21 protein-coding genes are annotated in these 26,523 nt (G+C 69.3%); 10 read left to right on the forward strand and 11 right to left on the reverse strand.

The window, feature by feature from the left end:
- Nucleotides 1-57: 57 nt before the first annotated feature.
- The gene (locus tag FL344_RS05305; protein ID WP_194862998.1) at nucleotides 58-1,320 is read left to right on the forward strand and encodes a VWA domain-containing protein; all 1,263 of its coding nucleotides are present in this window, start codon (nucleotides 58-60) and stop codon (nucleotides 1,318-1,320) included.
- Nucleotides 1,321-1,384: 64 nt separating this feature from the next.
- Here FL344_RS05305 and FL344_RS05310 read toward each other — a convergent pair whose 3' ends face one another.
- From FL344_RS05310 to FL344_RS05335, 6 genes are all read right to left on the reverse strand, one after another.
- Entirely contained in the window at nucleotides 1,385-2,170 is a 786-nt protein-coding gene (locus tag FL344_RS05310) for an alpha/beta fold hydrolase (protein WP_141617757.1), read from the reverse strand.
- A 38-nt stretch (nucleotides 2,171-2,208) separates the two neighbouring features.
- Nucleotides 2,209-3,864 carry a hypothetical protein gene (locus tag FL344_RS05315; RefSeq protein ID WP_141617758.1) on the reverse strand — a complete coding sequence of 552 codons (1,656 nt, stop codon included), beginning with the start codon at nucleotides 3,862-3,864 and terminating at the stop codon, nucleotides 2,209-2,211.
- Nucleotides 3,861-4,682: an ABC transporter ATP-binding protein gene (locus FL344_RS05320; RefSeq protein WP_020477755.1), complete on the reverse strand. Its 822-nt coding sequence runs from the start codon at nucleotides 4,680-4,682 to the stop codon at nucleotides 3,861-3,863. The genes FL344_RS05315 and FL344_RS05320 overlap by 4 nt, the downstream gene beginning before the upstream one ends.
- 89 nt (nucleotides 4,683-4,771) lie before the next feature.
- A complete protein-coding gene (locus FL344_RS05325; protein WP_011551495.1) occupies nucleotides 4,772-5,149 on the reverse strand; it encodes a response regulator in 378 nt (125 codons plus the stop codon).
- A 159-nt stretch (nucleotides 5,150-5,308) separates the two neighbouring features.
- The gene (locus FL344_RS05330) at nucleotides 5,309-6,256 is read right to left on the reverse strand and encodes an amidohydrolase family protein (protein WP_141617759.1); all 948 of its coding nucleotides are present in this window, start codon (nucleotides 6,254-6,256) and stop codon (nucleotides 5,309-5,311) included.
- A gap of 14 nt (nucleotides 6,257-6,270) precedes the next feature.
- On the reverse strand, nucleotides 6,271-6,498 hold the full coding sequence (locus FL344_RS05335) for a hypothetical protein (RefSeq protein WP_141591657.1): 228 nt from the start codon (nucleotides 6,496-6,498) through the stop codon (nucleotides 6,271-6,273).
- A 249-nt stretch (nucleotides 6,499-6,747) separates the two neighbouring features.
- On the opposite strand from FL344_RS05335, the gene FL344_RS05340 reads away from it, so the two are divergent.
- The gene (locus tag FL344_RS05340) at nucleotides 6,748-7,026 is read left to right on the forward strand and encodes a hypothetical protein (protein WP_090484585.1); all 279 of its coding nucleotides are present in this window, start codon (nucleotides 6,748-6,750) and stop codon (nucleotides 7,024-7,026) included.
- Nucleotides 7,027-7,137: 111 nt separating this feature from the next.
- On the opposite strand, the gene FL344_RS05345 is transcribed toward FL344_RS05340, so the two are convergent.
- The 3 genes from FL344_RS05345 to ggt form a co-directional block, all read right to left on the reverse strand.
- Complete coding sequence (locus FL344_RS05345) at nucleotides 7,138-9,195, reverse strand: M3 family metallopeptidase (protein WP_141617760.1); 2,058 nt, start codon at nucleotides 9,193-9,195, stop codon at nucleotides 7,138-7,140.
- A gap of 177 nt (nucleotides 9,196-9,372) precedes the next feature.
- Nucleotides 9,373-10,155 (reverse strand): TatD family hydrolase, encoded by a 783-nt coding sequence (locus FL344_RS05350; protein ID WP_141617761.1) that lies wholly within the window; start codon nucleotides 10,153-10,155, stop codon nucleotides 9,373-9,375.
- Nucleotides 10,156-10,158: 3 nt separating this feature from the next.
- Nucleotides 10,159-11,967, reverse strand: coding sequence for a gamma-glutamyltransferase (ggt, locus tag FL344_RS05355; RefSeq protein ID WP_141617762.1), 1,809 nt, complete (start codon nucleotides 11,965-11,967; stop codon nucleotides 10,159-10,161).
- A gap of 214 nt (nucleotides 11,968-12,181) precedes the next feature.
- Here ggt and FL344_RS05360 point away from each other — a divergent pair, with 214 nt between their 5' ends.
- The 8 genes from FL344_RS05360 (at nucleotide 12,182) to FL344_RS05395 (ending at nucleotide 23,479) form a co-directional block, all read left to right on the forward strand.
- Nucleotides 12,182-12,388 (forward strand): hypothetical protein, encoded by a 207-nt coding sequence (locus tag FL344_RS05360; protein WP_011551501.1) that lies wholly within the window; start codon nucleotides 12,182-12,184, stop codon nucleotides 12,386-12,388.
- Between the two features lie 11 nt (nucleotides 12,389-12,399).
- Nucleotides 12,400-13,800, forward strand: coding sequence for a bifunctional UDP-N-acetylglucosamine diphosphorylase/glucosamine-1-phosphate N-acetyltransferase GlmU (gene glmU, locus FL344_RS05365; protein WP_141617763.1), 1,401 nt, complete (start codon nucleotides 12,400-12,402; stop codon nucleotides 13,798-13,800).
- Between the two features lie 107 nt (nucleotides 13,801-13,907).
- Nucleotides 13,908-15,743, forward strand: coding sequence for a glutamine--fructose-6-phosphate transaminase (isomerizing) (gene glmS / locus FL344_RS05370; RefSeq protein ID WP_141617764.1), 1,836 nt, complete (start codon nucleotides 13,908-13,910; stop codon nucleotides 15,741-15,743).
- 215 nt (nucleotides 15,744-15,958) lie between these two features.
- Nucleotides 15,959-16,762, forward strand: a complete 804-nt coding sequence (locus tag FL344_RS05375; protein ID WP_141617765.1) for a hypothetical protein — start codon at nucleotides 15,959-15,961, stop codon at nucleotides 16,760-16,762.
- Nucleotides 16,763-16,874: 112 nt separating this feature from the next.
- Nucleotides 16,875-17,966, forward strand: coding sequence for a recombinase RecA (recA, locus tag FL344_RS05380; RefSeq protein ID WP_090484573.1), 1,092 nt, complete (start codon nucleotides 16,875-16,877; stop codon nucleotides 17,964-17,966).
- 164 nt (nucleotides 17,967-18,130) lie between these two features.
- On the forward strand, nucleotides 18,131-20,356 hold the full coding sequence (locus FL344_RS05385; protein WP_141617766.1) for an alkaline phosphatase: 2,226 nt from the start codon (nucleotides 18,131-18,133) through the stop codon (nucleotides 20,354-20,356).
- Between the two features lie 154 nt (nucleotides 20,357-20,510).
- Nucleotides 20,511-21,068, forward strand: a complete 558-nt coding sequence (locus tag FL344_RS05390; protein WP_141617767.1) for a GNAT family N-acetyltransferase — start codon at nucleotides 20,511-20,513, stop codon at nucleotides 21,066-21,068.
- Between the two features lie 59 nt (nucleotides 21,069-21,127).
- Nucleotides 21,128-23,479, forward strand: coding sequence for a Tex family protein (locus FL344_RS05395; RefSeq protein ID WP_141617768.1), 2,352 nt, complete (start codon nucleotides 21,128-21,130; stop codon nucleotides 23,477-23,479).
- Between the two features lie 12 nt (nucleotides 23,480-23,491).
- Here FL344_RS05395 and FL344_RS05400 read toward each other — a convergent pair whose 3' ends face one another.
- Both FL344_RS05400 and FL344_RS05405 read right to left on the reverse strand, forming a co-directional pair.
- Nucleotides 23,492-24,616 (reverse strand): hypothetical protein, encoded by a 1,125-nt coding sequence (locus tag FL344_RS05400; protein ID WP_141617769.1) that lies wholly within the window; start codon nucleotides 24,614-24,616, stop codon nucleotides 23,492-23,494.
- Complete coding sequence (locus FL344_RS05405) at nucleotides 24,616-26,472, reverse strand: HSP90 family protein (protein WP_141591668.1); 1,857 nt, start codon at nucleotides 26,470-26,472, stop codon at nucleotides 24,616-24,618. Before FL344_RS05405 ends, FL344_RS05400 begins: the two co-directional genes overlap by 1 nt.
- Nucleotides 26,473-26,523 lie beyond the last annotated feature (51 nt).

Consider the following 26,523-nt stretch of genomic DNA (forward strand, 5'->3'; position numbering starts at 1 on the left):
CGGGGGCGAGGTCATTCGTTTCGAACCTCGCCGTCGTCCTTCCCCTTGGAGAACGCCATGGACCGCAAGTCCCTGTCGCGCGCCGCGCTGTCGGCCGCGCTCGTCACCGCTCTGTCCGCTGCCCTGTCCCTGGCCGAGGAGAGCCCGGTTTTCAAGCCCGTGGAGCAGCCCGCGCCCGCCAAGACGGCGACGCCGGCCGCTCAGGCGAAGCCCGCTCCGAACCAGAAGCCCGCGCAGCCAGCGCCGTCCCAGCAGCCGCAGGTCCCCGCCGCCGCCCGGCCGGAGATTGAAGTGGTGTTCGTGCTGGATACGACGGGCTCGATGAGCGGGCTGCTGGAGGGGGCGAAGCGGAAAATCTACTCCATCGCATCGCGCATCGCGCAGGGCCGTCCGACGCCGCACCTGAAGGTGGGGCTGGTGGCCTACCGCGACGTGGGCGACGACTACGTCACGAAGCGCTTCGACCTGAGCGACGACCTGGACACGGTGTTCGCCAACCTGCGCAAGTTCGAGGCGGGGGGCGGCGGGGATACGCCCGAGCACGTGGGGCGCGGGCTGGGCGAGGCTGTGTCCAAGCTGTCCTGGAGCAAGAACCGCGAGGTGATGAAGGCCATCTTCCTGGTGGGGGACGCGCCCCCGGCGCAGCGCAACGACGACTGGGACTTCAAGCACTGGGCGAAGAAGGCCCGGGAGAAGCACATCGTCGTGAACACCGTGCGGTGCGGTGGGGATGCCGAGACGGAGGTGTCGTGGCGGTTCGTGGCGAAGCTGACGGACGGCACCTTCGACTCCATTGACCAGGGCGGTGGCATGGTCGCCGTCGCCACGCCGTATGACGCGGAGCTGGCGAAGGTGAACGCGGAGCTGGCCACCAAGACGCTCTACACGGGCCGCAGGGAGGTCCAGGCGGAGAACATGGCGCGCGCCGCTTCCATGGGGGCGCTGGCGCCGGAGGCTGCGGCCGAGCGCATCAGCTACATGAAGAAGACGCGCGGCGGTGGGGCCGCGGGCGCCCCCGCGAGCAGCGCGCCCAAGGCGGTGGGCGGCGCGGTGGACCTGGTGGAGGCGCCGTCCGCGCTGGATGGCGTGAAAGCGGACGAGCTCCCCTCCGAACTCAAGGGCATGTCGAAGGAGGCGCAGGTCGCGAAGGTGAAGGCGCTCTCCGAGGAGAAGAAGGCGCTGGAGAAGAAGGCGGAGACGCTGGCCGCGGAGCGCGAGGCGTGGCTGACGAAGAACGCCCCCGAGAAGGAGGACGCCTTCGACGCCAACGTGATGAAGGGCGTGAAGGCGCAGGCCGCCCGCTACAACATCACCTACTGAGCGTCAGCGAAGCGGGGGACAGGAAGCCGCGGGCGCGCTTGGAGGCGTCCGCGGCTTTCGCGTGTCAGGCGTGGGCGCGCAGGAACTCCAGCAGCGCCGGATTGACGGCTTCCGGGTGCGTCATGTTCGCCGCGTGCGCGGCGCCGGGAACCGGGATGAAGCGCACGCTGCCGGGCAGCGTCTGGTGCAGGTGCTCGCCGTGGGCCGGGGGCATGCCGTGGTCCTCCAGCCCGTGGAAGACGATGGCGGGGCAGCGAATCTCCGTCAGCCGCCCGGAGATGTCGTCCCGGTCGATGAGCGAGCGGATGGCGTTGGCGAAGTGTCCGCCGGGGATTTGCCGCCAGCGCGGCAGCCAGGTGTCGAAGTAGCGCGTGTCCCCGATGATGGCCTGCGCCAGCCCCTGCACCAGCGGGTCGATGGGGCCCTGCGTCTCCCAGATGTCGGCGGACTGCTGGTAGGCGGCGCGGGTGGGCGCGTCGTCGTTGGTGCCCCGGGTGCTCATCAGCACCAGCGCCCGGACGCGCCCGGGGTGCTTCAGCGCCACGCGCAGCGCGCTGTAGCCTCCCTGGGACATGCCGCCCACGACGGCCCGCTCGATGCCCAGGTGGTCCAGCAGCGCCACGCAGTCCGCGGCCGAGTCCCACGGCGTGAAGGGCTTGCCGTCCCAGCGTGTCTGCCCGAAGCCGCGGGCATCCCAGCGGATGACGCGGAACTCGGGAGCGAGCGCCGCCACCTGCGCGTCGAACATCCGGTGGTCCATGAGGAAGCCATGGCCCAGGATGATGGGCCGGCCGTTTCCACCGGAGTCCTCGAAGTAGATTCCCTGTCCGTTCAGCTCGGCGATGGGCATGGCCCCTCCGTCTATCACCCCCGGGAAGGCCGCGCGCGCTACTCCCGCGTCACCGCCTGGAGCACCACTTCACGCCGCCGCTCCAGCAGCCGCAGCGCCAGGGGAAGCACCCCGCGATACAGCGCCACGTTCAACGCGGCGGCCAGGAGAATCATCGCCGCCGTGTGCCACGTGGGCCCTTCCTTGCCCGCCAGCTTGAGCGCCCAGCCGAAGGGCATGCAGCCAGCGCTGGCCGCGAGGATGCCCAGCATGGAGGCCGTCAGCGGAACCTTGTCCCGCCGCTTGAGGCTCGCGTGGAACTTCACCGGGAAGTACAGCGACAGGAAGTTGCCCGCGGCCAGCAGCATGGGCACCACGGCTCCCACGGCCGCCATGGCGCACAGCATGTCCAGCCCGGTGCCGAAGCCGAAGTACACCCGGTAGAAGAGCGCCACCAGCGCCGCCATCCCCAGCGCCGCCGCGCCCTGCACCTGATTCTTCGCGCGCAGCACGTCCGCCAGGTCCAGGGGCGCCGCCAGGAAGGCCGCGAAGCCCTGTCCGTCGTACGCGAAGGTGTTCTGGGAGAACGTGGACGCAATCACCACCGCGCCGTAGATGCACAGGCCCCCCATCAGCCACGCATCCGCCGAGCCGCCCAGAATGAACACGAACAAGTCCCTTCCGGACAGCAGCTTCAGCAGGATGGCCAGGATGAAGGGCACCGACGCCAGCAGCCGCGCGCGCGGGTTGCGCCACAGGTCCAGGGCCTCGCGCGTCACCAGCGTGGTGTAGCGCGTCCGCGTGGTGGCGAACGGGTTGCTGTCCCCCGAGTCCTTGCGCGAGCCCCCCGCGCGGCCCGCCTGCCGGTGGAAGCGCATGAGGAGCGCGTAGGCCACCGCCATGCCCACGCCCGCGAAGAAGAGCAGCGCTGCCGCCTCGAGCATGGCCACCCGGGGCCGGTGCCAGGCGAGCTGCGCCAGCGCGTCTCCGAAGAGCCCCGGGGGCACGCGGCCCAGCGCCACCGCCGCGTTGATGATGAGGGACATGTCCAGCGCGTCCACGCCCGCCTCGCCCACCGCCGTCAGCCACGAGGTGTCGATGGGCGGAATGAACGACGCGCCCAGGAGGAAGAGCGCCAGTCCTCCGCCCATGATTTCCGCGCTGTGCTTCTCCCTCAGCACGTTGATGACGGCGTACAGCGCCACCCGGCTCCAGGCCGCGCACAGGAGCGCGAAGAGGACGTAGAGGACCACCGCCAGCCACGGCATGTACAGCACGTAGACGGACGCGAAGCCCAGCGCGGCCCCGGTGAGCGGCGCGTAGAAGACGAGCGCGCGCGGCTCGAAGAGGCTGGCCACCGTCGACGCGATGAGCAGCCGGAAGGGGGAGATGGGGAAGGCGGCGTAGCGGCTCAGCTCGGAGTGGTCATCCACGCCCGCGGACAACAGCGGCCACGTCACCCACACCGAGAAGGTGACGAAGCACAGCAGGTTGAGGATGAAGTAGGGCCACACGTCGCTCTCCGCGATGGGCCGCAGCCGCATCAGCGCGAAGAACGTCAGGCCCAGGAAGAGGCCCGGCGCGCTCGACGCGGCGAAGGCGGCCACCGCGAGCAGCCGGCTGCGTCCGGGGCCCTGATTCAACCCGATGTCGAAGCGCAGCCCCCACAGCAGCCACAGGTGCCGGAAGAAGCCGGGCACGGCGGGGCGGCTCATGCGGTCTCCTGGCGCAGCGGCGTCACGGACGCGGGCGCCTCACCGTAGAAGGACAGGCGCGCGTTGCGCGAGGCCGGCACGGAGATGAGCTTCTCGAACACCGCCTCCAGTGACGGGCACTCGTAACGCGACAGCAGCGAGCCCACCGGCCCCTGGTCCAGCATGCGGCCGCCGCGGATGATGCCCGCGTGCGTGGCCAGCCGCTCGGCGATTTCCAGCACGTGCGTGGTGAGCAGCAGCGTCACCCCTCGGCGGCTCAGCTCGCGCAGGAGCTCGCGGATGACGCCGGCGGCCAGCACGTCGATGCCCTCGAAGGGCTCGTCCAGCAGCACCAGCTCCGGCGCGTGGATCAGCGCCGCGGCGATGGCGAGCCTCCGGCGCATGCCCTTGGAGTACTCCGCCACCAACGCGCCCGCCTTGTAGGTGAGCTCCGTCAGCTCCAGCAGCTCGGTGGCGCGCGCGGCGGCCTCGTCGCCGTCCAGCCCGTACATGCGCGCGCAGAAGGTGAGGTACTGCCGGCCGGTGAGCCGCTCGAAGAGGCTCAGCTCCTCCGGCACCACGCCGACGCGGCGCTTCACTTCCATGGGCCTGGCCACCGCATCCACCCCGAGCATGCGGATGGAGCCCGCGTCGGGACCGTACACCCCGGTCAGCAAGGCGATGCTGGTGGACTTCCCGGCCCCGTTGGGGCCCAGGTACGCGTAGAAGGCGCCGCGGGGAATCTGCAGGTCCAGGCCGTTGAGCGCGCTGAAGCCGCCAAAGCGCTTCTGCAGTCCGCGGGCGTCGACCGCCAGGTCATCAGTGGGAGAGGGCATCATGGAATGTCCTCCATCTCACCCGAGCCCGGCACCGGGGGACAATCCCCACCCGTCAACAGGGGGATGCCCGCTGGCCCTACGGTGCCGTCTCAGTGGACGAGCGACATCTCCGGCGGACCGGCAATCTGCTGCACCGTCATCCGCACCTTGTCCAGGTCCACGGGCTTGGAGATGTAGCCCGCGGCGCCCACGAGCTCGGCCTCCCATTCGAAGCCGTAGCCGGAGATGATGATGATGGGCAGACCCCGCGCACGGGGCATCTTCTTGAGTGCGTCGAGCAATCCCCAGCCGCTCATGACTGGCATCCGCAAGTCGAGCAGCACGGCGGAGGGCATGTCTCCCTCCAGCAGGTCCAGCGCCTCACGACCGTTGGCCGCTTGAACCGTGGGATAGCCCATTTCCTCGAGTGCATCGCAGATGAGCGTGCGGTGGCTCGCGTCGTCATCGACGACCAGGATGTGGGACATGGCAGGGCCTCGGAAGCTGCGGCTGGGTGTGGCGCCGCGAAATTCTATGGGCAGGATGATGGGAACTCCTCTTCCATTCCGGAAGGGGCCCCGATGCTTTTCAACAGCGAACGGCCCGGGAGGACGAGGCTTGCATCCGGGGCCGGGTGTCCACGGGGCTCACGCTCCGTACAGCTGGAGCGCATTCTGCCCCAGGATTCCCGCGAGTACCGCGTCATCCAACTTCATCCCCAGCATCGTCCGCAGCTCACGGTCCCAGGCGTAGGGGATGTTGGGAAAGTCCGTGCCGTAGAGGATGCGCTCGGGCCGGACCTCCAGCGCGCGGCGGGGGATGGGGACGGGGAAGTACCCGGCCAGGGCCATGGTGGTGTCCAGCCAGAGGTTGTCGTGCCGCTCGAGCAGCCGCGCGTAGGCGTCGAACTCGTCCGCCCCCAGGTGGGGCACGCACAGTTTCAGCGTGGGATGGTCCTTCAGCACACGCTCCACCCGCTCCGCGGCGCAGAGCGCGTAGGTGTCGCAGTTGTAATGGGGACTGGAGGGCTCCCGCCCCGCGTGCATGACGAGCGGACGGCCCGCCTTCGCGCACGCGGCATACACCTCGTGAAGGTGCGGCGCGTCAGGTGAGAAGCATTGAACGTGGCAGTGAATCTTCACCCCACGCAGGCCCGCGTCGAACGCCTCTTCCAACACGGCCGTGGCATCGGGTTCGCCCGGGAGCACGGTGGCGAGCCCCAGCACCCGAGGCTCTTCCCGGGCCACCTCCGCCACGTAGGCGTTGAGCGCGCGGGCCATGCCTGGCCGGTGGGCGTAATGCAGCGCCACCACCCGGTGGACACCTCGCGACAGGAGGAAGGACACGACCTGCCGCGTGTGCAGCTTGTAGCGGATGGGCCAGCCGTACTGGTCGAACCAGCGCCACACCGCGTCGAACACCCGGTCCGGGAAGAGGTGGACGTGCGCGTCCACCACGGGCGGCAGTCCTTCGGGCAGGCGGGGGCCCTCCGTGTCCTGGAGGGCGGGCATGGGCATGCGGATGCCAGCGTCCCGCCACGTGGGCGCGGAGGCCAGGCAGGGGACGGGCACGTCAGCGTCGGAGTCGGTGGCCATGGCGAGCCACCCGTCTACGCCTTCTTGGCGGTGTCGTCCTCGTCGCCGTCGGTCCGTCGCAGGTAGGTGTTGTGCGTATACCCCTGGCGGGACAGCCGCTGCGCCTCGATGGCGTCCGCGACCTTGGCGCAGACCTGGCCCAGCATGCGCAGCGACTCGGCGAGGAGCCGCTCGGCGTGGTCCTGCGCGTCGGCAGCCTGGATGGTGGTGCGCTCTTTGCGGAACAGTCCGGGCAGCTTCATCTCCCCCAAAGCATAGGTGACGCACTGCCCCCGTGCCACCGCCCCGCGAGGCCGGCCTTAACCACGTTGACGGCCCGCTCAATTTACATTTTTGAGCAGTTGCCCTGGCTGCCCGCCTGGATGCCTGCCAGTTGTGCTTGTAACCCCTTGGTCTTCCAGGCTTTTGACGAATTTTCAAGTGGGGGGATGACAGGGAGTTAATCCGGCCCTACATTGGATTCCGTCGGATTTACGGCAGAGGAGCTGCGCATGGCTTACGACGGCGAGCTGGTGAAGATGGAGAACGGTCGCTGGGCGCGGTTCCAGCGGTGCCAGGTGTACCGCCCGGGCGTCGAGGACGCGGGCGAGACGATGCTGTTGATCGCCGTGGAGCTCGAGGAGCGCTATCAGCGCCAGCTCGACGAGGCGGCTGACTCCCTGGCCCAGTACCGCTATCAGGGCGTCCCCGTGCAGGTCCGTTTCGATTCGGGCTCCCAGGGGATCACCCTGCAGCCCGAGCAGGCGGTGTCCGCACCCGCGGTGCACTGAGCGCTGACGCCGCGTGAGCGGAGTGTCAACGGGTTGACGGATTCACAACCCAAGGGGCCTCGCGATTCACATCGCGGGGCCCTTGGTTTTTACAGGCCCTGACGAGCAGCGTCAGGCGTCGTCCAGCCAACGGGTATACGCCTCGAAGCCGTAGTCCCTGCCCAGGAATGACCGGACCAGGTCCGCCGCGTCACGGGAGCCGCCCGGACCCAGCACGGTGTCCCGGTAGCGCTGGGCGGTGGAGGTGTCCATCAGCCCGTGCTCCAGGAACGGTGTGAGCAGGTCCCGGGCGATGACGAGCGACCAGAGGTAGGCGTAGTACGCGGAGGAGTAGTAGCCGTCGAGCTGGACGAAGGAGAGATGGGCGTAGGTGTCGTCCACTGCGGGGAAGGGCATGTAGCGCTCCTGGAGCGCGTTCACCCGCGCGGTGGTGTCCACGCCCGCGGGGTCGCTCGCGTGGAGCTGGAGGCTGACGGCCGCGTAGAAGAGCTGTTGGCGCAGCCACAGTCCCTTGCCGAAGGCGTCCGCGCGCCGCATCCGGAGGATGGTCTCCGTGGGCAGCGGCTCGCCGGTGACGACGTGCCGGGCGAACGTCTGGAGTGACTCCGGGCGCCAGGCCCACTCCTCCAGCACCTGGGCGGGCGCTTCCACGAAGTCGCGCTCCGTGCGCGAGCCGGACAGGCCGGCCCAGCGCGCCCGGCCGCCGAGGACGTGGTGCAGCAGGTGGCCGAACTCGTGGAAGAACGTCTGCACCTGGGAGTGCTGGAGCAGCGCGGGGTGGGCGCCAGGACGCGGGAAGTTGCCCGTCAGCACGCCCTCGGGAAGCGTCCTCCCCGCGCGGCCGGTGGCCAGGTCCCACTGCGCCGGGTGGGCGTACTTGTTCGGGCGCGGGTGCATGTCCAGGTAGAAGCGCCCCAGGCGCGTGGGGCCCTCGTAGATGTCCCAGGCCTCGATGTCTGGGTGCCACACCTGCGCATCCCGGACGCGGCGGTAGGTGAGCCCGAAGAGCCGCGAGGTGATGTCCAGCACGCCCTGCTTCACCCGCGTGTATTCGAAGTAGGGCCGCAGCTCGCGCGAGTCGAAGCGGTAGCGCTCCGCGCGCACCTGTTCCTTGAGGTACGTCTGCTCCCACGGCTCCACGCGGGACGCGCCGGGCACGTCGCGCCGCTTGCGCTCCAGCAGCGCGGTGTAGTCGTCCTGCACGCGCGTGGTGGTGGCGGTGGCGAGCTGTTCGATGAAGTCCTCGGCCACGTGCTGGTGCCGGACCATCTTGTCCTCGGACGCGTAGGCGGCCCAGCTCGGATAGCCCAGGAGCGTGGCCAGGTCGTGACGCGTCTGGAGCAGGCGTGTCAGCGTCTCCAGATTGCGGGGATGGCCGCGCTGCTGGCCCGCGCGCCAGAGCGCCTCGCGGGCGCTGCTGTCGCGCGCGTAGGTCAGGACGGGCAGGGCGTCGGAAGCGTCGGTGGTGACGCGCACCCGGCCGTCGGGCCCGGGCGGATGGTCCCGGATGTAATCGTCGGGCAGGCCCTCCAGCGCTTCGGGTGCCACGTCCACGTGCCGGACGTCTTCGCGGATGTGCTGGCTGAACGCCTGTCCCAGCCGGGTGAGGGCGTCGTTCAGCTCGCGCAGCCGCGCGCGGGTGGCCTCGTCCCGGTTCACCCCCGCGCGCCGGAAGTTCCGCAGCACCAGGTCCACCCATCGCTGGGTGGCGGTGTCCTGCCCGCTCAGGTCCAGCGCGGCCAGGGCCGCGTAGACGTGGGGATTGAGCGACACGTCCGTGCGCATGCCATCTGCGGCCTGGGCGCAGCGCGCCGCCGCCGCGCGGAACGCGGCGTCCGGGTGGGTGTTGGCACCGATGCCCGCGCGGCCGTTGGCGTCATCCAGCAGGGCGATGGCGTCGTCGTAGGCGGTGAGGGCCGCCTCCACGTTCCGGGGCTCGGGCAGTGACAGCAAGGCGTTGATGCGCGCCGAGGCCCGTTGCACATCGCACAGGCAGGCCGCCAGGAAGCGCCCGGGTGTGGCGGTCAGTTGGCGTCCTGCGTCAGGCTCCAGGGGGCTCGGCGCGGAAGGCACCGGAGGTTCGGTGGATGACGCAGGGCGCTGGGCGGATGACGAGCCAGCGCAGCCTGCGAGCGCGAGGCTGACGACGAAGACGACCAAGCGGTGCAAATGCCACTCCCAGCGCGGGTGAGGGGGCAACGTGCGGGGGACCGGCCTATTTCCGCTGCGTGCTCCTGATGGGAATGACGAAGAGCGCGCCGTTTCATCGCAAGATTCCGCCATGGAGGATGGCGGACCCGGGTCAACGGGCGCCGGCCACGGTGGCGGTACGGCGCCGCGCGAGCGTCAGCCGCCCACCTGGAAGAAGCGAGCGGCGTTCTCGTGGGTGATGCGGCGGACGATGCGCGTGGACAGATTGGCCTTCGTCAGCAGGTTGGCGGCGCGCGCCAGGCCGAGGATGTCCCCGGCGCCGTCGCCCGCGTCGGAGTTGAGCATCAGCCGCTCACTGCCCAGCCGCCGCACCAGCACCACCGCGCGCTCGGCCTTGAGCGCCTCGGGGTGCAGCGTCAGCCCGGCCCAGTGGCCTACCTCCAGGATGGTGCGCACCGTCCGGGCGTTGGCGTGGTCCACCAGCGCGCGCGAGGGCAGCAGGCCCGACTGCCGCAGGAGCGTGAGGATGCGCCGCGTGTGGCGCTCCTTGTCCGTGGTGGGGGTGTGCACCACCACGCGCAGCTTGAGGCTGCGGGCCAGCGCGAGCTGCTCCAGGAAGGCTTCTTCTTCCTCCTCGCCGCCCGTGTGCAGGCCCGTCTCGCCCAGGGCCACCACGCGCCCGCCCTGGAAGTAGTCAGGCAGCGCGGACAGCACCTCGCTCAAGCCGCGCCGGGGGATGCAGCGTGGGTGGACGCCCAGGGCCGCGTAGGCGCGGATGCCCAGGCGCTCCAACCGGGGGAGCTGGCGTTCCACCAGGTCATCGAAGTGCCGCAGCAACGCCTTGGACGTGGGCTCCGGGAAGTGGTGCGCCACCACCAGCGCCCGCTCCACGCCGAAGAAGCGCATGGACTCCAAATCCTGGTCGCTCAGGCTCTCCGGATGGAGGTGGGCGTCGAAGATGGGCGGTGGGGTGGGCACTGCTCAATCCTGTCCCAGGGCGGCGCCCTCGTTGCGCGGGTCGCTCGCGGAGAAGCGCAGCCCCGTCTTCGGGTCGCTGTAGACGGCCTCCGCGTCGCCCCACTGCTCCACGCGGCGCACCTTGTGGCCCTTGGCCTCCAGCACGGACAGCGTCGCCGGCTCCAGGCCCCACTTGTCCACCCACAGCTCGTCGGGCAGGTACTGGTGATGCAAGCGGCCTTCATTCACCGCGCGCGCCACGTCCATGCCGTGGTCCACCACGTTGCTGATGACCTGGATGACGGTGGTGGGGATGGTGGAGCCGCCAGGGCTGCCCACCGCGAGCATGACGCGCCGGGGGTCTTCCTTGGAGAACACCAGCGTGGGGGCCATGGAGGACAGCGGCACCTTGCCCGGTGCGATGGCGTTGGGCTCGCCCGTTACCAGGCCGTATGCGTTGGGCACGCCTGGCTGCGCGGCGAAGTCATCCATCTCATCGTTGAGTAGCACGCCGGTGCCCTTGGCCACCATGCACGAGCCGAAGCCGTAGTTCACCGTGGTCGTCATCGCCACCGCGTTGCCGTCCTTGTCGATGACGGAGATGTGCGTGGTGTTCTTCTTCTCCGGTTCGGGCGTCAGGGTGGTGGGCTCGTCCGTCAGCGTGGAGCCCCGCACGCCTTCCTTCGGCGCCAGCAGCGACGCGCTGGGCGTGGCCTTCTTCGGGTCGATGGAGCCCGCCAGGTTCGCGACGTGGCCGGGCGACACCAGCCGCGCCAGGGGCACGTCCACGAAGGCCGGGTCCCCCAGGTACTTCGCGCGGTCCACATAGGCCCGCCGCACGGCTTCCGCGTAGAGGTGCAGCGCCTCCGCGTCGCGGAACGTCACGCCCTGGGGACGCAGTTGCTCCATCGCGGTCAGCACCTGGATGACGGCCACGCCCCCCGCGCTCGGCGGCGGCATGGTGAGGATGCGGTGGCCGCGGTACGTGCCCTCCAGGGGCGTGGCGCTCCGCGTCTTGTAGGCCGCGAGGTCCTCCAGGGTGAGGATGCCGCCGCCAGCCTGGACCGACGTGGCGATGGCCTTCGCCACCGGCCCCGCATAGAAGGCCTTGGCGCCACCCTTCGCAATGGAGGTCAGCGTGCGCGCCAGGTCGGGCTGGCGGATGACGTGCCCCACGGGCGGGGCTTCCCACTGGCCCTGGGCGTTCTTCACCAGGAACACGCGTGAGGCCTCCGCGTCCCGGCTCAGGCAGGCCAGCCGGCCCTCCGCCATGGTGCGGTAGCGCGGCGTCACCCACACGCCCTTGCGCGCCGCCGCGATGGCCGGCGCCAGCACCACCGCCGGCTTCAGCTTTCCGTGCGCCTTGAGCAGCTCCAGGTAGCCCGCGACGGCGCCCGGTACCGCCACGCTCAGCGCGCCGTCCGTGGACAGGCCCGGCACCACCTTGCCGTCCTTCACGTACATGTCACGCGTGGCCGCCTTGGGGGCCACCTCGCGGAAATCCAACACCTTCGTGTCGCCGCTCTTGGCGTCGTGCACCAGCGCGAAGCCGCCGCCGCCAACGCCGGAGTGGTAGGGCCCCACCACCGCCGCCACGAAGGCCGCCGCCACCGCCGCGTCCGTGGCGTTGCCGCCCTTCTCCAGCATCTCCAACGCCGCAGCGCTCGCCTGCGGGTAGGCCGTGGCCACCGCGCCGCCCCGGTAGGGCCGCGCCGCCTGTGCCACACACGCCACCATCATCACCGCGGCCAGCAGTCCTCGCTTCAGCACCGCACCGCGGAAGCTCGTGTCCTTCACGGGTTCAGCCCTCCTCGCGCTGTCTGAACAGTCCATCGCTGGCTTTCGTCCTGGGTGATGTGTTACCCGGGCGACAAAAGCCTACCCTCCAGTCCGGCGACGCCAGGGGACCAGACGGACTACATGTGTCCCGGTATGCACGAACCGTATGGTCAGGACCAGGATTTCAGCCTGACAGCATTTTTCCTCTTGGATTGTTCTCCGGCGGCGTGCATCCTGGTCCCATCATGAATCGCGTCCGGGGGAGCGTATGAGCACGCAAGCCATACCCGAGAAAAAGGCCCTACCTGGCGCCGCGCCCACCGCGGCCGAGGTGACGGTCTTCTTGAAGCCCAGCTTCGGCATCACGATTCAGCGCAACACCCTGTGCGTCTCGGTCAGTGCGAAGGCACGGCCGGTGGACACCGTCACGCCTTCTGATCCTCGCGCGGTTGACGACTCGATTGGCTGTCCCTAATTCTCCGCCGCATGAGCGTTCTGGCGGCGGTGGTGCTGTGCGCGGGCAAGGGCACGCGGATGAAGTCGGAGAAGGCGAAGGTCCTTCACCCCATCCTCGGTCGGCCCCTTTGCGCGTATCCCCTCAAGCGGGCCCTTGAACTGGGCGCCACGTCGGTGGTCCCCGTGGTGGGCCACCAGGCGGAAGCGGTGGAGAAGGCCGTCCGAGGCCTCTTCCCGGATGCCCCCCTGCGCTTCGCGCTCCAGCGCGAGCAACGCGGGACGGCGGACGCGGTGCGCTCCGCGGAGGAGGCCCTGAAGGGGTACTCCGGACGGGTCCTCATTCTTTACGGCGATGTGCCGTTGCTGCGCCGCGAGACGCTGGAGGCGCTGCTGGCCGCCCATGACCAGGCGGGCGGCAAGCTGGCCATGGTGACCACCACCCTGGAGGACCCCACGGGCTACGGCCGGGTCATCCGCGACGGTGGCAAGGTGACGCGCATCGTGGAGCACAAGGACTGCACCCCGGAGCAGCGCGCGGTGCGCGAGTGCAACGCCGGCATCTACTCCGTGGACGCGGACTTCCTCTGGAAGGCGCTGGCTGAAATCAAGCCGCAGAACGCCCAGGGCGAGTACTACCTCACCGACCTGGTGGAGATGGCCGCGAAGCAGGGCCCGGTGGGCTCGGTGGAGGCGGACGCCACGGAGACGGCCGGCGTGAATGACCGGGTGGAGCTGGCCGCCCGCGCGCGCGTGCTGCAGCAGCGCATCAACGAGGCGCACATGCGCGCCGGCGTCTCGCTACAGGACCCCGCCACCGCCTACATCGAGGAAGGCGTCACCGTGGGGCCCGACACCGAAATCGGTCCCTCCGTCACGCTGGCCGCCGGCACCGTGGTGGGCAAGGGCTGCACCATTGGTCAGGGCAGCGTGCTGCACGCCTCCACCGTGGCGGACGGCACCGTCATCAAGCCTTACTCCGTGCTGGAAGAGGCCCGGGTGGGGGAGCGCAACGTCATTGGCCCCTTCTCGCGGCTGCGCCCCGGGACGGAGCTGGCCGAGGACGTGCATCTGGGCAACTTCGTGGAGACGAAGAAGGCCCGCATCGGAAAAGGTTCGAAGGCCAACCATCTCACGTACCTGGGAGACGCTGTCATTGGTTCCGGGTGCAACGTGGGGGCGGGCACCATCACCTGTAACTATGACGGGGTGAACAAGCACCTGACTGAACTGGGGGATGGGGTGTTCATCGGCTCCGACACCCAGCTCGTCGCGCCCGTGAAGGTTGGTGACGGCTCGTATGTCGGCGCGGGCACCACGGTGACGAAAAATGTGCCTCCCGGGAGCCTCGCTGTGTCCCGGACGCCACAGGTGACCAAGGAGGGTTGGGTGGCCACCAAGAAGGCGCGGCAGGCGAAGGCGCGGGCGGGATAGTCGGCGCGGCTCTTGCTTGGGTACCAGGCAGAGCGCTGCCCGGCAGGGATGTAGGGGAATCCCGCGGATTGCTCCGGCGGGCGTGGGCGTGAGAGAGAGGTGCAACTATGTGCGGGATTGTTGGATACGTCGGTGACAAGGAATCAGCCCCCATCCTGGTGTCGGGTCTGAAGCGGCTCGAATACCGTGGCTATGACTCGGCGGGCGTTGCGGTGCTGAATCAGCGCAAGCTCAACGTCGTGCGGGCCACGGGCAAGCTCCGCAACCTGGAGAACCGGGTGGTGGCGGACCAGCCACCAGGCAACATCGGCATCGGGCACACCCGCTGGGCGACCCACGGGCGTCCCTCCGACGAGAACGCGCACCCGCACACGTACAAGGACGTGGCGGTGGTGCACAACGGCATCATCGAGAACCACCTGTCGCTCAAGGAGCAGCTGCGCTCGCGTGGGCACGTCTTCTCCTCGGAGACGGACTCGGAGGTGTTCGCGCACCTCATCTCCGAAGAGCTGGAGCGCGGCCTGGAGCTGCCGGACGCGGTGCGCGCGGCCATTGCCCAGGTGAAGGGCACCTACGCGCTGGCCGTGCTGACGGCCAGCGACCCCAGCCGCATCGTCTGCACCAAGGACGCCTCGCCCATGGTGCTGGGCCTGGGCCAGGGGCAGAACTTCCTGGCCAGCGACGTGCCGGCGCTGCTCGAGCACACGCGCGACTTCGTCTACATGGAAGAGGGGGACATGGCCGTCATCACCGCGGCGGCCGTGGACATCTTCAATCGCCAGGGCCAGAAGGTGAACCGGCCCACCCGCCGCATCGACTGGACGCCGATGATGGCGGAGAAGGGCGGCCACAAGCACTTCATGCACAAGGAAATCTGGGAGCAGCCCCGCGCCGTCGCGGACACGCTGCGCGGCCGGATGCTCCTGTCGGAAGGCGACGTCCACTTCGAGGGCTGGAACCTGTCGGCGGAGAAGGTCCGCTCGCTGACCAAGGTCACCATCCTCGCGTGCGGCACGTCGTGGCACTCCGGTGTCGCGGGCAAGCACATGATTGAGTCGCTGGCGCGCCTGCCGGTCGAGGTGGAGCTGGCGAGCGAGTTCCGCTACCGCGACCCCATCGTCGACGGCACGCACCTGGCCATCGCCATCAGCCAGTCGGGCGAGACGGCGGACACGCTGGCGGCCTTCAAGGAGGCCAAGGCCCGCGGCGCCACGGCCATGGCCATCTGCAACGTCATTGGCAGCGCGATGACGCGCGAGGCCGACTTCTCCGTGCTCACCAACGCGGGCCCGGAGATTGGCGTGGCGTCCACCAAGGCGTTCACCACGCAGCTGGTGGCCCTGTACCTGCTGGCCGTCAAGCTGGGCCGCATGCGTGGCACCCTGTCCGTGCCGGCGGCGCAGGAGCACCTGACGCAGCTGACGAAGGTGCCGAAGATGATTGAGGACGTCCTCAAGTGCGAGCCGGCCGTGACGCGCGTGTCGCGCGAGTACATGAACGCGCAGGACTTCCTCTTCCTCGGCCGTGGCCCCATGCACCCGGTGGCGCTGGAGGGCGCGCTCAAGCTGAAGGAAATCTCGTACATCCACGCGGAGGGCTACGCGGGCGGTGAGATGAAGCACGGCCCCATCGCGCTCATCGACGAGAAGATGCCGGTGGTGGTCATCGCGCCGAAGCAGCCGCACGTCGCGTACGAGAAAATCATCGGCAACATCGAGGAGGTCCGCGCGCGCGGTGGCAAGGTGATTGCCATCATCGACGAGGACGACGAGCACGTGGCCACGCTGGCCGACCAGGTCATCCGGATTCCGGCCGCCTGCGCGCTGCTGGCGCCGGTGGTGGCCACCATCCCCCTGCAGCTGCTCGCCTACCACGTGGCGGACCTGCGCGGGAACGACGTGGACCAGCCGCGCAACCTGGCCAAGAGCGTGACGGTGGAGTAGCCGCCGCGCGCCTTCGGACCTGAAGCGCCAGAAGCCCGGGCTCCCGCGAAGGGGGCTCGGGCTTCGTCGTTTCCACGAGAGGGAGCGGCACATGGCGAAGGCCGCGCGCTCCCGGGCGCGCATGTCCGACAAGGCCGCGTTCACCGCTCGCTCCGGCTCGCCCGTTGTCCGGTGAAAGTTGCGGGGGCACGTCGCTTTGAACCTCTCCGGGGGCCGTGGCTACAGTTTCCTCCGTGCCCGACGCGCCTCGCATACATCCGCTCACGCAGCGGTCCATGGAGGACGAGGACGAGGCGCCACTGGGGGAGGTCGCGCCGTGGGAGGCGCCGCCCGAGCCCGCGTCGCTGGACGCCACGCCGGTTCCTCTGCTCCGGGGGACGCCCACGCCGCCGTTGGACCTCCCCCTGCCGGTGCTGGTGTTGACCGAGCAGGCCCGGCGGGTGCCGGAGGCGGAGCGTCCCCTGGTGGCGGCGCGGCTGAACCTCCAGCTGTCCCGGATGGCCAGGACGGGCGGAGATCGGCTGGTGGCGGACACCTTCCTGCGGCTGTTGGAGAGCGGGCGGCTCACCGGACTGGTGGATGCGAAGGGACGCACCTGCCGCGCGGCCGCCGTGGAGGCTCTGTTGTCCCTGGGCTTCCCCTACGCCCTGGAAGTCCAGCCCGAGGACCTGGCGCACCTGCGCGCCAACACCCTGCAGCGGAAGGCGCACCGCCTGAAGCCAGGTACGTCCGTGGCGGTGTTGGTGGGAGGCATCGGGGCGCAAGTCGTCCATGAAGCGCTGGTCCACCAAGGGGACGCCAGCCTGCTCACCTCCCAGGTGGGCCTTTCCCTGCTGGCGATGGCCGCCTTGTGGCTTGCTCCGCCCCGGACGCCCGTGTACCGCGTGGGGTTGCTGATGCTGACCCTGGTGTCCCTGGCCGGGGCGGTGTTTTCGGTCCTGGGCGTGGCCCATATGGGGCTGTGGGTGGGATTGGCGGGGCTGGTGGCCGCCTTCCTGGCTGCCCTCCGCGAGGGCTGACCGGCAGGATGCAGCACGGATGTCAGAGGGGTGGACTAGGGTCTACCCATCGCGTACTAAAAGCGCGTTCAGGTGAGCCGGGGTGGCTCGCCAATACAAGGAGCTACGAGCAATGGCCGTGAATCAGGAGAAGGAAAAGGCGATCGAACTGGCGATGTCCGCGGTGGAGCGCCAGTTCGGCAAGGGGTCCATCATGCGGCTCGGCAACGACGAGCCGCTGATGCGAGACGTTCAGGCCATCCCGACGGGCTCCATCTCGCTGGACATCGCCCTGGGCGTGGGTGGCGTGCCCAAGGGCCGCATCATCGAAATCTTCGGGCCGGAGTCGTCCGGTAAGACGACGCTGTGTCTCCACATCGTCGCCGAAGCGCAGAAGCGCGGCGGCATCTGCGGTTACGTGGACGCGGAGCACGCGCTGGACGTGGGCTACGCGCGCAAGCTGGGCGTGCGCACCGATGACCTGCTGCTGAGCCAGCCGGACACGGGTGAGCAGGCGCTGGAAATCGCGGAGATGCTGGTGCGCTCGGGCGCCATCGACGTGCTGGTGGTGGACTCGGTGGCCGCGCTCGTGCCGAAGGCGGAGCTCGAGGGTGAGATGGGCGACGCGCACATGGGTGTGCAGGCCCGCCTCATGAGCCAGGCGCTCCGCAAGCTGACGGGCACCATCTCCAAGAGCCAGACGTGCGTCATCTTCATCAACCAGATTCGCATGAAGATTGGCGTGATGTTCGGCAACCCGGAGACGACGACGGGCGGTAACGCGCTGAAGTTCTACGCGTCGCAGCGCCTGGACATCCGCCGCATCGGCGCCATCAAGAATGGCGACAACGTGGTGGGCAGCCGCACCCGCGTGAAGGTGGTGAAGAACAAGGTCGCGCCGCCGTTCAAGGAAGTCGAGTTCGACATCATGTACGGCACGGGCATCTCCCGTGAGGGCGACCTCATCGACCTCGCCTCCAACGAGAACATCGTGGAGAAGAGCGGCAGCTGGTTCTCCTTCAATGGTGAGCGCATCGGCCAGGGCCGGGAGAACGTGAAGGACTACCTGCGCGAGCACCCGGAGATCGCGAAGGACATCGAAGGCCGCGTGCTGGAGAAGTACGGCATCGGCAAGTCGGGTGCGCCCGTCGCCGCGGCGCCGGACGAGTCCGCGCCGGCCGAAGGTGGCAGCGAGAAGCGCGGCCGCGTGAAGGCCGTGAAGTAGTCCCGTCCCCGGGGCGTTTTCCCCGGATGGTGGCAAATCACCATGAAAGCCAGAGGGCCGTCCGCCGCGAGGTGGGCGGCCCTTTTGCTTGGTGTCCGGCGTCCTTCGCGTGGGTTCGCACCGGGCGTGGGTGACACGATGCGTTGTCGTTTCATTCCGTGGGGATGTTTCCTGCTGAGTGGAAGAGCGCTCTAGACTCGCGCCCCTGTCTCCTAACCCGCGCAACCCGGAGTCCCGCCTTGTTCGATCGATTCAAACGCCGCAGTTTCCTCCAGGCCGTCGTCGCCGTTGCCGCGACCACTGCGTTCGGATGTTCCGACGACGAGACGTCGTCGGATGCTGGCGAGAAGTACTTCCCGCAGTCCGTGTGCTCGGGTGACCCGCGTCCGGACAGCGTGGTGTTGTGGGTGCGGGCGGTGGACCCGGACAACGCGGGGGCGAACACGCAGGTGCGGCTGGAGGTGTCCACCAGCGAGTCGTTCAGCAGCGTGGTGCTGGACCAGCAGTTCACCGCGCTGGCGCAGTTCGACCATGCGTTGAAGGTGAAGGTCACCAACCTGTCGGCGCGCACGACGTACTACTACCGCTTCACCATCGACGCGAACGGTCAGAAGTACTCCACGGTGACGGGCCGTACCCGCACCGCGCCGGCCGCGGGTGACGACGTGCCGGTGAAGTTCGTCTTCGCCAGCTGCCAGGACTACATCGGCCGTTACTACAACGCGTGGCAGCACCTGCTGCAGCTCAACGAGGACCTCGACTTCGTCGTGTTCCTGGGCGACTACGTCTACGAGACGACGGGCGACGCGTCGTTCCAGTCCGTGGACGGGCGCGGCATCGTCTTCAGCGAGCCGGAGAAGGCGCTCCGCCAGGGCACGGGCCTGACGGCGTTCTACGCGGCCAACTCGCTGTCCAACTACCGCGACCTCTACAAGACCCTGCGCACGGACAAGGTCATCCAGCAGGTGCACGAGCGCTACCCGTTCATCATCACGTGGGATGACCACGAGTTCTCCGACGACTGCTGGGGCGACGTCGCCACGTACACGGACGAGCGCACCAACGAGAAGCAGACCGAGCGCCGCCGCAACGCGGAGCAGGCCTTCTTCGAGTACATCCCCATGGACCACGGCGCGAGCGACGCGGGCGCCATCGACATCAACGCCGTGGTGGCCCAGCCGACGCGCATCTACCGCGACTTCGAGTTCGGCCGGAACCTGAAGCTGCTGGTGACGGACACGCGCACGTACCGCCCGGACCACCTCATCCCCGAGGACGCGTACCCGGGCAAGGTGGCGGTGCCGGCCGACCAGTTGGCCCTGGTGCTGCCGTCGCTGCCGGAGGCCACGCAGGCGCAGCTGCAGTCCGACATGTTCGCGTACGTGAACATCGACGCCGAGGAGCTGAAGCCCTACAAGGACATCCTCACGGGCGTGTACGTGCAGCAGGCCGTCGCCGCCGGGCTCACGCTGGGAGAGGCGACCGAGAAGGCGGGCTCCTGGGTCTCCGGTGGGCTGTCGCTGTTCTACGTCAACCAGGTGCTCAACGCCGTCAACCAGGCGCGTGTGGCGGCGGGCGATTCGGCCATTCCGCTCATCCCCACGGCGGGCACGCCGCGCGGTCTGGCCTATGCGCACATGGGCAAGACGGGCCTCTTCGGCATCCAGGGCTCGCGCTACGTCGTGGTGAAGCCCATCTTCGACCTGTTCGCGGCCATCAAGTACATGGGCAGCGCGGGAGCCTCGGAGGGCATCTTCGGCAACGAGCAGCAGGCGTGGCTCCAGGAGTCCGTGCAGGCGGACAACGCGTGGAAGATCATCGTCTCCTCGATTTCGCTCACCTCCATGGTGTTCAAGCTGAGCGAGAAGGCGGACGTCCCGGACCCCACGCTGCGCCAGGACTTCTACTTCAACGTGGACCAGTGGGACGGCTTCCCCACGAAGAAGCAGGAGTTCCTGAAGTTCCTGCGCGACAGCCAGGTGAAGAACGCGCTGTTCATCTCCGGCGACATCCACGCGTCCTTCGCGTCCGTGGAGTCCGGCATCCCCGCGCTGACGACGCCGGCCATCTCCTCCGGGTCCATCAAGGAGCTGGCGGGCCTGGCCGTCATCGGCGCGGGCTTCTCCACCGGCAGCACGGTGTACCGGTACATCGTGACGGAGCTGGACAAGTCGCTGAAGGAGGCGCACCCCGGCATGGCGTTCGTGAACGGTGATGCCCACGGCTTCGTGGTGCTGGAGGTCGGCGGCACCGAGGCGAAGGCGGCCTTCCACCTCATCCCGAGCACGGAAATCACCAAGGACTACTCGCTGCGCCAGCCCTCCGAGCTGACGGCGAAGTTCACCCGCCGCGACTTCATCATCAAGGACGGCACCATCACCTCCGCCTGAGGAGAGAAGGCCTCACCTGTTCGGTGAGGAGCGAGGGCCGCGCCGGGAGCCACGTGCTCCAGGCCGCGGCCCTCGGCCGTTTCAGGTCCGCTCCTCGTTTGCGCGGACCTCCTTGATTGCTGCGCCGCGGCGTGGGGCGCGCTAGAAGCGAGGCATGTTGCCCGGTGCGCCCGTTTCCGATGTCCGACTCGTTCCCGCCCGGCCGGAGCACGTGGACTTCTGGCTGGCCATGCGGGCGGCCCCCGGCGCGCGGCGCTTCGTGGACACGGAGGACGACACGCGGGAGCTGCTCCTGCGGCGCATCCTGGAATCGGGCGCGTTGGGTGAGCCCCGCGCGCGGAGCTTCCGGTGGTTCGTGGAGGCGGACGGGCAGCTCGTGGGGACGGTGTCCGCGCGGGATTTGTCGCGCGTGCATGGCCGCATCGAGCTGGGCTACATGATGGCGGATGCGCACCACGGCCGGGGCCTGGGCTCCCGCGCGGTGGGGTTGATGCTGGAGCAGTTGTTCACGCTGCCCTACCTCCAGCGGGTGTGGCTGACGACGCTGGCGGAGAACACGGGCTCTCAGGGCGTGGCGCGCAAGCTGGGCTTCACGATGGAAGGCACCCTGCGCGGGCACTGTCTGTTTCAGGGGCAACGCCGGGACCAGCAACTCTGGGGCCTGCTGCGCCCGGAGTGGGACGCCCGGCGCGCGGCGTTCGTCGCGGGCTGAGCGCTTCGGACGACCGGTCTCTGGGAGCAGTGTGGGGCCCGGGTTATAGAAGCGGCGTCATGCATCCCTACGCCGCTGAGCTTTCCCAGGAGCTGGGCATCAGGCCCGAGCAGGTGGACCGGACCCTCGCGCTGCAAGAGGACGGAGCCACGGTCCCCTTCATCGCGCGCTACCGCAAGGAAGTCACGGGCGGCCTGGACGAGGTCCAGATTCAAACCCTCTTCGACCGGGCCACCGAGCGCGCCGAGCTGGACTCCCGGCGCGACACCATCCTCCGCTCCGTTGAGGAGCAGGGGAAGTTGACGCCGGAGCTGGCGAAGGCGCTCAAGTCCGCCAGGACGCGCACGGAGCTGGAGGACCTCTACCTTCCCTACAAGCCCAAGCGCCGCACGCGCGCCGCCATTGCCCGGGAGCGCGGGCTGGAGCCGCTGGCGGACCTGGTGTGGAAGCAGGACGGCCGCCGCGGCGAGGACGTGGCCGCGCGTGTGCGCCCCTACGTCAACCCGGAGAAGGACGTGCCGGACCAGGCCGCGGCGCTCGCGGGCGCGCGCGACATCTGCGCCGAGCGCGTGGCCGAGGACGCCGGCCTGCGCCGCGAGGCCCGCGAGGTGAGCGCGCGCCGGGGCACGCTGTGCTCGAACGTGGTGCCCGCGAAGAAGGGCGAGACGACCAAGTTCGAGAACTACTACGGCCACGAGGAGCCCCTGTCCCAGGCCCCCTCGCACCGCGTGCTGGCGCTGCTGCGCGGCGAGGAAGAGGGCGTGCTGAAGGTGAAGCTCTCCCTGCCCGACGACGAGGTGAAGGGCCTGCTGGCCGGGCGCGTGGTGACGAAGCCGCAGTCCCTCTTCGCGCAGGAGCTGCGCGCCGCCGTGGAGGACAGCTGGGACCGGCTGATGGGCCCGTCGCTGGAGGCGGAGCTGCGCGCGGAGCTGAAGGAGCGCGCGGACCGGCAGGCCATTGGCGTCTTCGGGGAGAACCTGCGCCACCTGCTGCTCACGCCGCCCGCGGGCGCCCGCGCGGTGCTGGCCCTGGACCCCGGCCTGCGCACGGGCACCAAGCTGGCGATGATGGACGTCACCGGCAAGGTGGTGGAGACGCTGACGCTCTATTCGGAGCGCGGCGCGGACGAGCGCGCCCGCGCGGCGAAGCTGCTGGCCGCGGTGGTGCAGAAGCACAAGCCGGAGCTCGTCGCCGTGGGCAACGGCACGGGCAGCCGCGAGGCGGAAGCCTTCGTGCGTGACACGCTGAAGGCGATGGGCTCGCAAATCCCCGTGGTGTCGGTGAGCGAACAGGGCGCGTCCATCTACTCCGCCTCCGAGGTGGCCCGCGACGAATTCCCCGACCTGGACGTCAGCCTGCGCGGCGCGGTGTCCATTGGCCGGCGCCTCCAGGACCCGCTGGCGGAGCTGGTGAAAATCGACCCCAAGAGCATCGGCGTGGGGCAGTACCAGCACGACGTGGACCAGGGGCTGCTCAAGAAGAAGCTGGGCGAGGTGGTGGACTCGTGCGTCAACGCGGTGGGCGTGGACGTCAACACCGCGTCTCCGCAGTTGTTGGAGCACGTGTCCGGCGTGGGGCCGTCCCTGGCGAAGAAGCTGGTGGCGCACCGCGCGTCGAAGGGCCGCTTCACCACGCGGCGCGAGCTGCTGAAGGTGAGCGGCCTGGGGCCCAAGACGTTCGAACAGGCGGCGGGCTTCCTGCGCGTGCGTGGGACGGAGCCGCTGGACGCCAGCGCCGTCCATCCGGAGCGCTACGGCGTCGTGGAGCGCATGGCCAAGGATTTGGGCGTGGCCGTGAGCGCGCTGGTGGGCAATGCCGAGCTGGTCCGCAAGATTGACCCGAAGCGCTACCTGGGGCCGGACCTGGGCGAGATGACGCTCAAGGACATCCTGGCGGAGCTGGAGAAGCCCAGCCGCGACCCGCGCGGCGACTTCACCGCGCCCCAGCACCGCGAGGACCTGCGCTCGCTGGAGGACGTGAAGGAGGGCATGGTGCTCCAGGGCGTGGTGACGAACGTCACCGCGTTCGGCGCCTTCGTGGACGTGGGCGTGCACCAGGACGGCCTCGTCCACGTGTCGCAAATCTCCACGCGCTTCGTGAAGGACCCCTCCGAAGTGGTGAAGGTGGGCGACCGGCTGACGGTGCGCGTGCTCACCGTGGACCTGGCGCGCAAGCGGCTGGCGCTCTCCGTGCGCGCGGTGCAGGAGGGTGGAGCGCCGCAGCCGTCGGGCCGCCCCCAGGTCGGCGGTGCCACGGGGCCGGGCCGCATGACGGAGCGCGGTGGCGGAAGCGGCGGGCCTCGTCAGGGTGCCCGGCCTGTCTCCGGCCCGGGGCCGAAGCCGGCTTCAGGGCCCGGTGAGAAGAAGGGCCCGGAGCCGTTCAACAACCCGTTCAGCAAGCTCAAGCGCTGACGGGGCGCCGCCTCACTTCGCGTCGATGGGGAAGGGACGGACTTCCCACGCCAGCACCTGGTTGCGCGCCAGCAGCTTCGCGAACCGGTCCGTCCCGTTGCGCGTGTCGAAGCGGTTCGCGATGTCCCGGGCCTGCCCCATCGTCCAGGTGTGCAGGGCCCGGACGTCGTAGCCGCCATCCGCCTGGTGATTGGGGAACGTCTTCGGCAGCCGCAGGCTCACCACGTCTCTGTCTCCAGCGGCCAGCACCCGCTCCAGCAGGAAGGCGGCGGCGGCGTAGAAGGTGAAACGGTCCCGGTAGCTCGGGTGGTCCAGCGCCCAGCCCAGGTGCTTCTCCAACAGCGTCAGCCCGCGCGACAGGTTGTCCGTCAGGGCGAGGAACTCCATGTGCTCGCCCACGGTGGAGAGGAACTCGCGGTTCTTCGTCACCATGGCGTAGCCGCGGCGGTGGATTTCGCGCGCGTGCTCCAGCTCACCCAGCTTGAACAGCGGGTAGAGCACCGTGCCCAGCGTCAGGTGCGGAATCTCCGCGCAGGACTTGCGGCCGTCCAGGATGGGCTTCGCCTTGCGCAGCACCTGCTGCCATTCACCCTTGTCGGCGTGGTGGTCCAGTTCGTCGTCCAGCTCGCACACGCGGCAGTCGGTGAGGTGGTCGCGGCGCGCCTCCAGCCACGCGTTCCACAGCCGCTCCACTTCCTCGGCGGCGTCACCCATCTCCCGAGCGGCCTGGTAGCGCATCTTCAGCACCGCGCGCACCCCGGAGTCCGTGGCCTTGAAGCACTGCTCCACGTCGTCCAGCGCGTCCTGAATCTGCTTGCGGGTGATGTGAGGGAACTCCTTGATGCGCCCCACCACCCACTTCTGCTTCCAGAACATCTCCTCCGGGTCGAAGCGCTTCGGGTCCTTCTTCTGCTGTCCCCGGCACCACGCGAAGGCCACCAGCGCCTTGTCCGGGAAGCCGCCGAAGGTCGCCGCGTCGATGAGGGCATCCCGCATCCGGTAGCCCATGCCCACGTCCTTGTGCGTGTCCGCCAGGCGCACCGCCTCTTCCAGGAGCCGCACCTTGCTCTCGCCTTCAGCCAAGCCGTCCGCCTGGGCGAAGAGCGACTCCACCTGCTCGCGCCAGTCACCACTCATCAGTGCAGCCCCCGGGGACCCGCGCCGCCGCTGCCTTCGCCGCCGCGCCCGCCATCCCCGCCCAGTTGCGCGGAGATGAGGCCCAACAGGCCCTGGTTCAGCAGCACCATCTCCTGTGCGTTCAACGGGTGGTGTCCCAAGAGCAGTGCTTGCACGTAGAGCATCTCCACCGACAGCTTCAGCATGTCCCGGTCCGCCACGGCGGCCAGCCGCCGCACCACCGGGTTGTGGAGGTTGAAGCACAGCTGTGCCGGCTCGCTGCCCGAGGCCGCCATGACGCTGTCCAGCACACCCGCGTACAGGTCATCCGACTCTTCGCGGGCCCGCTCGGCGTCGCGCCGGAACGCGCCCTCCGCATCCGAGCTGTAGAGCGTGGGCACCTCCGCCGGGTAGAACTTCTTCACCACCGCGCCGCAGCGGAACGGTGCCAGCACGTTCTCCGCCATGCGCAGCAGCGGGAAGGTGGCCTCGCGCTCGTCCAGGGTGAGCTCCTCGAAGCTCTGCGGCAGGTCCGCGGAGGAGAAGGGCTCCACCTGCACGTCCGGCACCGCGTGTGGCAGCTTCTCCAGCAGCGACGTGTCGTGCGTGTACGCCGCGTTGATGATGCACAGGCCTTGGGCACCAGCCACCTGGGCAATCTGCCGGAAGCCGTCCAGCGTGGACGTGTAGCGCACCACGGGGTGCGCGCGCCGGTAGTCCGCCAGCGTCATCATCCCCATCGACGTCTCGAAGGGCAGCCAGTGGATGATGAGGCGGTAGAAGTCATCGTCATCCAGCGCCAGCGCCTTCACGCTCAGCCCGTGCAGGGCAATCAGCCGCTGGAGCGCGCGTGGGTCCTCACGCGCCAGCTCCATCAGGTAGCCGCGCAGGGACTGCCCCAGGGACTCGCGCGCCGCGGCGAGCGCGTCGTCCTCGTAGAAGGACTCCCGGCTGGCGGTGGGCCGCAGCGCGTTGGCGTTCACCACGCACTTCACGAAGAAGGCCCAGTCCGGCAGCAGGTTCTCCGCGCTCTCCGACAGCAGCATGTGCTTGAGGTACACGCGGTGCTTCTGCCGTGAGTTGAAGTGCGGCGACGCGGGCAGCACGTAGGCCACCCCGTCCACGTCTCCCGCGGTGGAGCGCAGGGGGATGCAGTCGACGAAGTCCGTGTCGAACAGCTCGCGCCCGTAGGCGAGCAGCGCCTTGCGCCGCTCCGAGGCGCTGTCGTACTCGCGGCGCCAGGGGACGCCGGAGGTGTCCAGCCGTTCGGTGCCCTGGTCCGTGGTGAGGTGGATGGGGAAGGGCAGCAGGCCGCCATAGTGGCTGGCGAGGTTTCGCAGCCGCGTGGCGGTGAACCAGTGCGCCATGTCCGGACGGGCCACCAGGAACACCTGGGTGCCGGGCTGGGCGAGCGGGTGCTCGGAGGGCCGCACGGCGTACGTGCCGTCGTGCCGGCCCCGCCACTCCAACGTGCGCCCATCGCCGCGCGCCGAGCGCGTCACCACCAGCAGCTCGTCACACACCATGAAGCAGGACAGCAGGCCGATGCCGAACTGGCCGATGAAGTCGTTGCGGCGGGCCTCCAGGGCCTCGCGCTTGGAGGACTCACCGATGGTGGCCAGGAAGCGGTGGATTTCGTCCTCGGTCAGCCCCACGCCGTCGTCGCTGAAGAGCAGGGTGGGCGGGCTGCCGTCCTGCTTCTCCATCAGCTCCAGCCGGACGGTGCCCGCGTGGCCGGGCTCCAGGAGCTGGCGGGCGCGGATGGCATCGGTCGCGTTCTGGAGCAGCTCGCGTACGTAGACGCCCGGGGAGCTGTACAGGTGATGAGACAGGAGGTCGATGACCCCGCGGAGGCTGACTTGAAATCGGTGGTCCACGTGCAGCCGACGTTAGCGCACGCCCTCCGTCGTATCGACAGCCGAATCGAG

Origin of the sequence: Myxococcus sp. AB036A (assembly GCF_006547355.1) — a bacterium.
In the GTDB taxonomy this organism is placed as follows: Bacteria; Myxococcota; Myxococcia; order Myxococcales; family Myxococcaceae; genus Myxococcus; species Myxococcus virescens.

Coding starts and splice junctions, on each gene's coding strand:
- FL344_RS05305 (WP_194862998.1), top strand. CDS start 58: ATGGACCGCAAGTCCCTGTCGCGCGCCGCGCTGTCGGCCGCGCTCGTC.
- FL344_RS05310 (WP_141617757.1), bottom strand. CDS start 2,170: ATGCCCATCGCCGAGCTGAACGGACAGGGAATCTACTTCGAGGACTCC.
- FL344_RS05315 (WP_141617758.1), bottom strand. CDS start 3,864: ATGAGCCGCCCCGCCGTGCCCGGCTTCTTCCGGCACCTGTGGCTGCTG.
- FL344_RS05320 (WP_020477755.1), bottom strand. CDS start 4,682: ATGATGCCCTCTCCCACTGATGACCTGGCGGTCGACGCCCGCGGACTG.
- FL344_RS05325 (WP_011551495.1), bottom strand. CDS start 5,149: ATGTCCCACATCCTGGTCGTCGATGACGACGCGAGCCACCGCACGCTC.
- FL344_RS05330 (WP_141617759.1), bottom strand. CDS start 6,256: ATGGCCACCGACTCCGACGCTGACGTGCCCGTCCCCTGCCTGGCCTCC.
- FL344_RS05335 (WP_141591657.1), bottom strand. CDS start 6,498: ATGAAGCTGCCCGGACTGTTCCGCAAAGAGCGCACCACCATCCAGGCT.
- FL344_RS05340 (WP_090484585.1), top strand. CDS start 6,748: ATGGCTTACGACGGCGAGCTGGTGAAGATGGAGAACGGTCGCTGGGCG.
- ggt (WP_141617762.1), bottom strand. CDS start 11,967: ATGGACTGTTCAGACAGCGCGAGGAGGGCTGAACCCGTGAAGGACACG.
- FL344_RS05360 (WP_011551501.1), top strand. CDS start 12,182: ATGAGCACGCAAGCCATACCCGAGAAAAAGGCCCTACCTGGCGCCGCG.
- glmU (WP_141617763.1), top strand. CDS start 12,400: ATGAGCGTTCTGGCGGCGGTGGTGCTGTGCGCGGGCAAGGGCACGCGG.
- glmS (WP_141617764.1), top strand. CDS start 13,908: ATGTGCGGGATTGTTGGATACGTCGGTGACAAGGAATCAGCCCCCATC.
- recA (WP_090484573.1), top strand. CDS start 16,875: ATGGCCGTGAATCAGGAGAAGGAAAAGGCGATCGAACTGGCGATGTCC.
- FL344_RS05385 (WP_141617766.1), top strand. CDS start 18,131: ATGTTTCCTGCTGAGTGGAAGAGCGCTCTAGACTCGCGCCCCTGTCTC.
- FL344_RS05390 (WP_141617767.1), top strand. CDS start 20,511: ATGTTGCCCGGTGCGCCCGTTTCCGATGTCCGACTCGTTCCCGCCCGG.
- FL344_RS05395 (WP_141617768.1), top strand. CDS start 21,128: ATGCATCCCTACGCCGCTGAGCTTTCCCAGGAGCTGGGCATCAGGCCC.
- FL344_RS05400 (WP_141617769.1), bottom strand. CDS start 24,616: ATGAGTGGTGACTGGCGCGAGCAGGTGGAGTCGCTCTTCGCCCAGGCG.